Genomic DNA, 10,123 nt, shown 5'->3' with positions numbered 1-10,123 from the left:
TGTATCTAACGGAGCATTACCAACTAAAGCAGTAGCAGTTCCAGCAAATGCAAAAGTAGGAGCAACAAGAATGAGAGTTTCAGCAAGGTATAATGCGAATCCAACATCATGTCAAACAAACTTTGATGGAGAAGTAGAAGATTATACAGTAAATGTACAAGGAGCAGTAGCAGATACTCAAGCACCAAGTGCACCAAGTAGTTTAGCAGCAGCAAGTATAGCTCAAACAACATTAACATTAAACTGGACAGCTTCAACAGATAATGTAGGAGTAACAGGATATGACGTTTTTAGAGGATCAACAAAAATAGGATCAACTACAACTGCAACAAGCTATAATGTAACAGGATTAACAGCAAATACTGCATATTCATTTACAGTAAAAGCAAAAGATGCAGCAGGAAATGTATCATCATCAAGTAATACAGCAAGTGTTACTACTTTAGGAACTGTAGTTAACTATTGTGCATCAAAAGGTAATAGAGTTACTTACGAGTGGATTGATTATGTATCATTTGGAGGAATGACTAATACAACTGTAGCAAACGGAGGATATGGAGATTTCACATCTAAAGTGGCAACAGTAGCACAAGGAAGTACAAACCAATTAATAGTAAGTGCTGGGTTTAGAAGCACAGCTTATAATGAGTATTTTACAATTTGGATTGATTATAATAAAAATGGAACTTTTGAGGCGAGTGAAAAAGTAGCTTCAGGAAACTCATCAAGTTCAACAAATAGATCTTCAAACATAACTATACCGTCTTCAGCTAGTTTAGGACAAACAAGAATGCGTGTTTCTATGAAGTATAACGCAGCATCAACAGCATGTGAAACTTTCGCAGATGGTGAAGTAGAAGATTATACGGTTAATATTACAGCTAATACAAGTAAAGGTACTAGTATAAGTAATATTGAAACTTTAAGAAGTGAAAGTGGTTTAGGCTTAATGGCGTATCCAAATCCAGCAACTAACTTCATTGAAGTTAATGTAGCATCAAAAAGTGATAACATTACATATAGAGTTATAAACACTATAGGAAGCGTTGTGAAATCAGGAAAAATGATGTCTAGAAGTTTAAATGTTTCAAACTTGAATTCAGGAATTTATATGTTAGAAGTTAATGATGGTCAAAAATCATTAAGAACTAAATTTATAAAAAAGTAAGATTTATTCAATAGATCTTAATAATAAAAAGCCCTAGAGAACGTTCTCTAGGGCTTTTTTGTTGTGTATAAGTAAGTTATATGGTTTAAATAATGAGGTTTTTTGTTTTTTTTAACAAAAAAATTATATATTTGACAGAGTTTTTACAAAAAACAACAACAATAACTACTACATAATCAAAATGTTTTGTAAAAACTTACTACTACAACAGGCTATATATCTTGAATAACTATTTTTAGTTATAAATCAAACTTTAAACCAAACCCTTCTAAAATGAAACGAAGAATTATTTTAGCACTTACGTGCTTGTTTTTTGTGGGTGCTAATTTCGCCCAAGAAAAAAGAAATTGCCATGCAATGGAAAATCTTGAACACCGTCAATCTCAAGATCCATTATTAAAAGAAAGAATGCAAAAAATTGAAGCTTTTACTCAAAAAAGAGTAAAAGAAATGCAAAACACTAAAAACAAAATAGTAGGTAATGTTATTCAATTACCAGTAGTAGTACATGTAATTTATAGTAATTCACAAGAAAACATTAGTGTTGCTCAAATCCAATCTCAAATTGATGTTCTTAATGAAGATTTTAGAAGAACAAATGCTGATAAAACAAATAAGTGGTCTCAAGCTGCTGATACAGAAATAGAGTTTTATTTAGCGAAGGTTGATCCAAATGGAAACCCTACAACAGGTATTACAAGAAAATCATCTACAAAAACATCATGGGGAACCAGTGATGCAATGAAAAAGTTATCTCAAGGAGGAGTAAATCCTTGGAATACTGCCGAGTATTTAAATATGTGGGTATGTAATATTGGTGGAGGAATCCTTGGATATGCACAATTCCCAGGAGGAAGTGCTGCAACTGATGGAGTTGTAATGAGTCCACAATATTTTGGTAGTAAGGATAAAGGTACTGGTTTTTATTTAGCTGCTAAATTCGATAAAGGAAGAACTACCACACACGAAGTAGGACACTTCTTAAACTTACGCCATATTTGGGGTGATGGAGCATGTGGTACTGATGATTTCGTATCTGATACACCTGAATCTGATGCAGCTAATTATGGATGTGTAACTGGTCATACTTCTTGTGGTTCTGAAGATATGGTACAAAACTATATGGATTATTCTGATGATGCTTGTATGAATTTATATACAGCAGGTCAAAAGACTAGAATGAGAGCTGTTTTAGATGCTGGAGGAGTTAGACGTTCGTTAGCATTATCTGATAAAACTGGAGGATCTACCGCTTGTACTGCAACTGTACCAACTGGTGTTAGTACATCTAGTGTTACTTCTTCTGGAGCGTCAGTTTCTTGGACAGCAGTGTCTGGAGCTACCTATGATGTAAGATACCGTCAAACAGGAACAAGTTCTTGGACTACGAATGCAGTAACTGGTACTTCAACTAGTTTAAGTGGGTTATCAGCTTCTACTCAATACGAAGTTCAGGTACGTAGTAAATGTACGTCTGGAAACTCTGCTTATAGTGCATCAGTAAACTTTACAACACCTGTAGTAACGATATCATATTGTTCATCAAAAGGAAATAGTGTATCAGATGAATATATTCAAAAAGTAGAATTAGGAAGTATAAGTAATACTTCAACAAGAGGAAATGGATATACAGATCACACTTCTATCTCTACCAATTTAGCAAAAGGAACTTCTCATAGTATTACGATTACGCCAAAATGGACAGGAACGGTTTACAATGAAGGTTATGGAGTTTTTATTGATTATAATAAAGATGGAGATTTTTCAGATTCAGGCGAAACAGTTTGGACAAAAGCAGCTTCAAAAGATACATCAGTAAGTGGTTCTTTTACAGTACCATCAGGAGCAAGTGAAGGAGCAACTCGAATGAGAGTTATATTGCGTTATAATGCAGTTCCAAGTGCATGTGGATCATACAACTATGGAGAGACAGAAGATTATACAGTAGTGATAGGATCAGCACAAGCAGATACTCAAGCACCAAGTGCACCAAGTAGTTTAGCTGCATCAAGTGTTTCACAAACAAGTTTAAGTTTAGGATGGACAGCATCAACTGATAATGTAGGAGTAACAGGCTATGATGTTTATAGAGGATCAACAAAAATAGGATCAACAACAACAGCAACAAGCTATAATGTAACAGGTTTAACAGCAAATACAGCATATACTTTTTCAGTAAAAGCAAAAGATGCAGCCTCAAATGAATCAAGTTCAAGTAATGTTGTAAATGTAACTACTTTATCAAACACAGTATCTTATTGTGCTTCGAAAGGAAACAATATAAATTACGAGTGGATTGATTATGTATCATTTGGAGGAATGACTAATACTACAGGTGCAAATGGTGGATATGGTGACTTTACATCTAAAACTGCAACTGTAGCACAAGGAAGTACAAATCAATTGATAGTAAGTGCAGGCTTTACAAGTACTGCCTATAATGAATATTACTCAATATGGATTGATTACAACCAGAATGGAACTTTTGAGTCAAGTGAAAAAGTAGCATCAGGAAACTCAACAAGTTCAGGGAATTTATCATACAACGTAAATGTACCATCAGGAGCTAGTTTAGGAACAACAAGAATGCGTGTATCTATGAAATGGAACGCAGCTCAAACCGCTTGTGAAGCATTTTCTTATGGTGAAGTTGAAGATTATACGGTAAATATTACTTCAAACGTAAGTAGAGGTACAATTCTAGATAATGTTGCACCATTAACAAATGAAAATGTTTTGGATTTAATGGCTTATCCAAGTCCTGCAACAAATTTTGTACAAGTAAAATTAGCTTCAAGAGCTGAAAATTCAACTTACAGAATAACAAATACTATAGGAAGTGTTGTTTTATCTGGTGATTTGAACTCTTCTATTCTTAATGTTTCGAAATTAAATTCTGGGGTTTATATTCTAGAAGTTAATGATGGTCAAAAATCATTAACAACCAAATTTATTAAAAAGTAAAAACTAACTACTAAGCCCTGAGGTTCTCTCAGGGTTTTTTTACAATTTTAAATTAAACCCATCTAAAAATGAAAAAAAGTTACGTTAAAAACGCAATGTTTTTGGCTTTTTTGTTGCCTGGTGTGTTCACTATGAATGCTCAAGATAACACTAAACCAAGACAAATTAAATTTAAAAATTCTTCAAAAATTGCTTTAACTAAAGCTCCAGTTTTAATTAAAGAAAAGCTTAGATTATCTTCTGAAGATAATTTAATAAAAGTACAATCTAGGCAAGATGAATTAGGTTTTACGCATAATAAATATCAACAAAAATTTAAAGGGATTAAGGTTGAGTTTGCTACCTACATGGCGCATGCAAAGAATGGGAACTTACAGAGTATGAATGGAGAACTTTATGATGTAAGTAGTGTGAATATAGTTCCAAAATTATCTAAAGAAATAGCTTTTAATAGAGCTATAAGTCATACAGGTGCTGAAAAATACCTTTGGGATTCTCCTAAAGCAGCAAAAGCAATGGATAATTATAAAAAGCCAGTGGGAGAATTGTTAATACTTCCAGGAGAAGTTATAGGAAAAGATAAAGCAAGATTGGCATATAAATTTGATATCTATGCAACACAGCCTTTAAGTAGAGGTCATCTATACATAGATGCTCATACTGGGGAAGTTTTGTTTTTTAATGCAATAATTAAGCATTTAGATGAACATGCACATTCTTCAAAGAATTTAGGAACTGTAAATAATAGTATAAAAGATAAAATTATTGAAACTTTAGCTACTGGTAATGCAGCGACTAGGTATAGTGGAACACAGTCTATAACTACCAGGGTAATTGGTAGTAGTTATGCGTTAAGAGATAATACTAGAGGAAATGGAGTTAACACTTATAATAGTGGAGGTCAACCGAGTTATCCATCAACAAATTTTACAGATGCTGATAATAATTGGACAGCGGCAGAATTTGATAATGCAGCAAAAGATAATGCAGCTTTAGATGCTCACTGGGGAGCTGAGAAAACATATGACTATTTTCAATCTAAACACAATAGAAATAGTTTTAACGGATCTGGAGCAGCAATAAATAGTTATGTACATTACGATAATGTAGCAGGTGGATTAGGTTATGATAATGCTTTTTGGAATGGTTCGGTAATGACTTATGGTGATGGATCATCAAATGGAAGTGAAGGAAATGGTAATTTTGATGCTTTAACATCTATTGATGTTGCAGCTCATGAAATAGGTCACGCTGTTTGTTCAAATACTGCAAACTTAGCTTATCAAAGAGAATCTGGAGGATTAAATGAAGGGTTTTCTGATATTTGGGGAGCTGCAGTTGAGCATTTTGCAAAAGGAAATGGTAATGATAGTGCACCAAGCGCTTCAGTTTGGTTAATAGGTGATGAAATAGATAGAAGAACTGGCGCAGTAGCTTTACGTTCTATGAGTAACCCTAATGAAAGAAATCAACCTGATACTTATGGAGGAACTTATTGGAAAGAACCAAATTGTGGAACACCAACACAATCAAATGATTATTGTGGTGTACACACAAACTCAGGAGTATTAAATTATTGGTTTTATTTATTAACTGTAGGTGGATCTGGAACAAATGACATTAATAATTCATTTAATGTTACAGGTATTGGAATGACTAAAGCAGCTAAAATTTCTTATCGTTTAGAAGTAAATTATTTATCTGCTAATTCTAAATTTGAGGATGCTAGAAATGGTGCCATATCGGCAGCTACAGATTTATACGGAGCTAATAGTGATGAGGTAAAATCAGTAACTAATGCTTGGCATGCTGTTGGTGTAGGAGATGCATTTGTTGAATCTTGTGCATTAGCAGCACCTACTAATTTTGCAGGTTCTAGTATTAATGATAATGGATTTACTTTAACATGGACAGCAGTTACAGGAGCAAGCTCTTATACAGTAACAGTTAATGGAACAGATAGTACAGTTAATGGAACATCTAAGGTAATTACTGGCTTAACTGCAGGAACAGCTTATACATGTGTAGTGAAAGCAAAATGTTCATCAGGAGGAGATGGAGCAGCATCTAATGTTAGTGTAACAACTACTGGAACAGCTCCAGTTAATTATTGTTCATCAAAAGGAAATAGTGTATCAGATGAATATATTCAAAAAGTAGAATTAGGAAGTATAAGTAATACTTCAACAGGAGGAAATGGATATACAGATCACACTTCTATCTCTACCAATTTAGCAAAAGGAACTTCTCATAGTATTACGATTACGCCAAAATGGACAGGAACGGTTTACAATGAAGGTTATGGAGTTTTTATTGATTATAATAAAGATGGAGATTTTTCAGATTCAGGCGAAACAGTTTGGACAAAAGCAGCTTCAAAAGATACATCAGTAAGTGGTTCTTTTACAGTACCATCAGGAGCAAGTGAAGGAGCAACACGAATGAGAGTAATATTACGTTATAATGCAGTTCCAAGTGCATGTGGATCATACAACTATGGAGAGACAGAAGATTATACAGTAGTGATAGGATCAGCACAAGCAGATACTCAAGCACCAAGTGCACCAAGTAGTTTAGCTGCTTCAAGTGTTTCACAAACAAGTTTAAGTTTAGGATGGACAGCATCAACTGATAATGTAGGAGTAACAGGCTATGATGTATATAGAGGATCAACAAAAATAGGATCAACAACAACAGCAACAAGCTATAATGTAACAGGATTAACAGCAAATACAGCATATACTTTTTCAGTAAAAGCAAAAGATGCAGCATCAAATGAGTCAAGTTCAAGTAATGTTGTAAATGTAACTACTTTAGGAACAGTAGTAAGCTACTGTACTTCTAAAGGGAATAGAGTTACTTATGAATGGATAGATTATGTATCATTTGGAGGAATGACTAACAGTACTGGAAAAAATGGTGGATATGGAGATTTCACATCTAAAACGGCAACGGTAGCTCAGGGAAGTACAAATCAACTAGTGGTAAGTGCAGGTTTTAGAAGCACAGCTTATAATGAGTTTTTTACAATATGGATTGATTATAACCAGAATGGAACTTTTGAATCAAGTGAAAAAGTAGCATCAGGAAATTCAACAAGTTCAGGGAATTTATCATACAACGTAAATGTACCATCAGGAGCTAGCTTAGGAACAACAAGAATGCGTGTATCAATGAAATACAACGGAGCTTCTTCAGCATGTGAAACTTTTGCTGATGGGGAAGTTGAAGATTATACTGTAAATATTACTACAGCTAGTGCTTCAATTATTAATACTTTAACATCAACAATTAAAGCAGATGCTCTTACAAATGAAAGAGTTTTAGATTTAATGACATACCCAAATCCAGCTATTAATACTGTTCAAGTTAAGTTTGCTTCAAAAGCAGAAAATATTACTTATAGAATTGTAAATACTATAGGAAGTGTAGTAAAATCTGGAAGAATAACATCAACAAATTTAGATGTTTCAAGTTTAAATTCTGGAATTTATATGTTAGAAGTAAATGATGGTCAAAAACAATTAAAAACTAAATTGGTAAAAAAGTAAAAAATTTAAAATAATATTAATTTAATATGAATAAAACCCTGAGTAAAACTCAGGGTTTTTTGTTGTTTTTCAGTAAGTTATTTAAGGTGTTTTTTTAATTGTTATTTTTTTGTTAAAAAAAAAATTATATATTTGGCATTGTTTTAATGAAAAAACTAAGAATTTAAGATTATTTACCTTAAATAAATAGTAATAAATTAAAACCAAACACTAAATTAAAACCCTTCTAAAAATGAAACACAAGTACTTTAAAAGTCTTGTAGTTACAGGTGCGTTAATTGGATTAAGTTTCCAAGCACAACTACAAGCTCAAAACAAAGGTGAGGCTGAAAAAATTCGTAGTAAATACGATTTAACCAAACTGAATGTTATGAAGCAAAAATTTCAAGAAAATGCTTCAAATGAAAAACAACAAGCTTTACGATTAGCAAAAAGAAATGGCTGGAAAACTAAGTTTACAACCAAAGATGGAAGTATGGTTGAACTTCAAAGAGTTGTAGACGGAAAGCCAATTTACTACACAACTTTTAACGTTGATGCAGCAAAATCAACGAGAACGAATCACTTACATTCAGGGGGAACATTAGGATTGAATGTAATGGGTCAAGGTATGACAGCCCATGTTTGGGATGGTGGTTTAGCAAGAACTACCCACCAAGAATATGATGGAGCAGGAGGAAATAACCGCTTCTCTATTGGTGATGGTACTACAACAAAAAACTTTCACGCCGCTCACGTTACAGGAACTATTATAGCATCTGGAGTACAAGCTAATGCTAAAGGAATGGCTCCACATGCTAAAGCTGTTGGTTATGATTGGAATAGTGATAAAGCTGAAGCAACAACTGCAGCAGCTAACGGTATGTTAATCTCTAATCACTCATACGGTTATAGAGTTAGAAACCCGAATACAGGGCAAGTATTATTACCTCAACATTATTTTGGAGGGTATATAACAGAATCTCGTGCTTGGGATGAGATAATGTTTAATGCTCCAAATTATTTAATGGTTGTAGCAGCAGGTAACGATGGTAACGATAATACAGCAAATAACAATCCTACTGGAGGTTCTGGTTTTGATAAATTAACAGGACATTCTACATCTAAGAATAACTTAGTAGTTGCAAATGCACAAGATGCTAATGTTGATGCTAGTGGAAATTTAGTTTCTGTATCTATCAATAGTTCAAGTAGTGAAGGGCCAACTGATGATTTTAGAATAAAACCAGATATTACAGGTAATGGTACTGGAGTATATTCTACTTATGAAAGTAGTGATACTGCATATAATTCTATTACTGGTACATCAATGGCTTCTCCTAATGTAACAGGTTCATTACTGCTTTTACAACAGCATAATAATAATACACATAGTTCTTATATGAGAGCTGCAACACTTAAAGGTTTAGCTTTACATACTGCTGATGATGCAGGAGCTTCTGGACCTGATGCAGTTTTTGGTTGGGGATTGTTAAATACTAAAAAGGCAGCTCAAGTAATTACTCAGAAAGGAAATCAATCAAAAATAGAAGAGTTAACATTAACTTCTGGTCAAACATATACAATAACTGTTGATTCTGATGGAACAAACCCGTTATTAGCATCAATTTCATGGACAGATAGACCAGGTACAGCTAATACAACTGTAAACTCTACCACACCAGTTTTAGTAAATGATTTAGATTTAAGAGTTACTAAAGGTGGAACAACTAATTTACCTTATGAATTAACAGGTGCAACTACAAATGCAAAAAGAGATAATAATGTTGATCCTTTTGAAAGAGTTGATGTTTCTGGAGCTTCAGGAACCTATACTATAACAGTAACTCATAAAGGTTCTTTAACAGGAGGTAGTCAAAATTATTCTTTAATAGTAACAGGAATTACAGGTACTCCAGTAGTTTGTAATGCAACAGTACCAACAGGAGTTTCAACAAGTGGAGTTACTGCAACAGGAGCAACAGTAAACTGGACAGCAGTTTCTGGAGCAACGTATGATGTTAGATACCGTCAAGCTGGAACTAGCTCATGGACAACAAGCGCAGTATCTGGAACAACAAAAGCCTTAAGTGGATTATCAGCTTCTACACAATATGAAGCTCAAGTTCGTAGTAAGTGTTCATCAGGAAACTCTAATTATAGTGCTTCAGTAAACTTTACAACTACAGCAGTACAAATAAACTATTGTGCATCTAGTGGAAACACATCATATGCAACAGGAGTTACAAGAGTAGTATTTGGATCTATTGATAAAGCAGATGGACCAACTAAAAATGTAGGTTATGAAGATTTTACTAACTTAAGTACTACAGTATCTCAATCTTCATCAGTAAACCTTACAGTATCAGTAAATACTGATGGTAATTATAGAGTTGATGCAATAGCATGGATTGACTGGAATCAAGATGGAGATTTTGCAGATAGCGGAGAAACATATGAC

5 protein-coding genes (3 of these 5 cut by a window edge) are annotated in these 10,123 nt (G+C 33.7%); all 5 read left to right on the top strand.

The genetic code is table 11. The features are described from left to right. Nucleotides 1–1,168, top strand: the 3' end of a protein-coding gene (locus ACKTTQ_RS04415) for a GEVED domain-containing protein (protein WP_408048511.1). The gene continues 1,535 nt to the left of window position 1, outside the view; the window shows 1,168 of its 2,703 coding nt (coding positions 1,536–2,703); its start codon lies off the left edge, out of view; the stop codon is at nt 1,166–1,168. Between the two features lie 273 nt (nt 1,169–1,441). Further along, the gene (locus ACKTTQ_RS04410; RefSeq protein WP_408048510.1) at nt 1,442–4,132 is read left to right on the top strand and encodes a GEVED domain-containing protein; all 2,691 of its coding nucleotides are present in this window, start codon (nt 1,442–1,444) and stop codon (nt 4,130–4,132) included. A gap of 68 nt (nt 4,133–4,200) precedes the next feature. Next, entirely contained in the window at nt 4,201–7,683 is a 3,483-nt protein-coding gene (locus ACKTTQ_RS04405; RefSeq protein ID WP_408048509.1) for a M4 family metallopeptidase, read from the top strand. A gap of 232 nt (nt 7,684–7,915) precedes the next feature. Continuing rightward, nucleotides 7,916–10,123 carry the 5' portion of a S8 family serine peptidase gene (locus tag ACKTTQ_RS04400; RefSeq protein WP_408048508.1) on the top strand. Its footprint extends 15 nt past the window's final position, so the window shows 2,208 of its 2,223 coding nt (coding positions 1–2,208); it begins with the start codon at nt 7,916–7,918; its stop codon lies beyond the right edge, outside the window. Then, on the top strand, nt 10,089–10,123 hold the start of the coding sequence (locus ACKTTQ_RS04395) for a GEVED domain-containing protein (RefSeq protein WP_456243496.1). It continues 1,192 nt past the right edge of the window; the window shows 35 of its 1,227 coding nt (coding positions 1–35); the start codon lies at nt 10,089–10,091; its stop codon lies beyond the right edge, outside the window. The genes ACKTTQ_RS04400 and ACKTTQ_RS04395 overlap by 50 nt, the downstream gene beginning before the upstream one ends.

It is taken from the genome of Tenacibaculum halocynthiae (assembly GCF_964512825.1).
Classification (GTDB): domain Bacteria; phylum Bacteroidota; class Bacteroidia; order Flavobacteriales; family Flavobacteriaceae; genus Polaribacter; species Polaribacter halocynthiae.
This window is presented reverse-complemented; position numbering and strand designations above follow the sequence as displayed.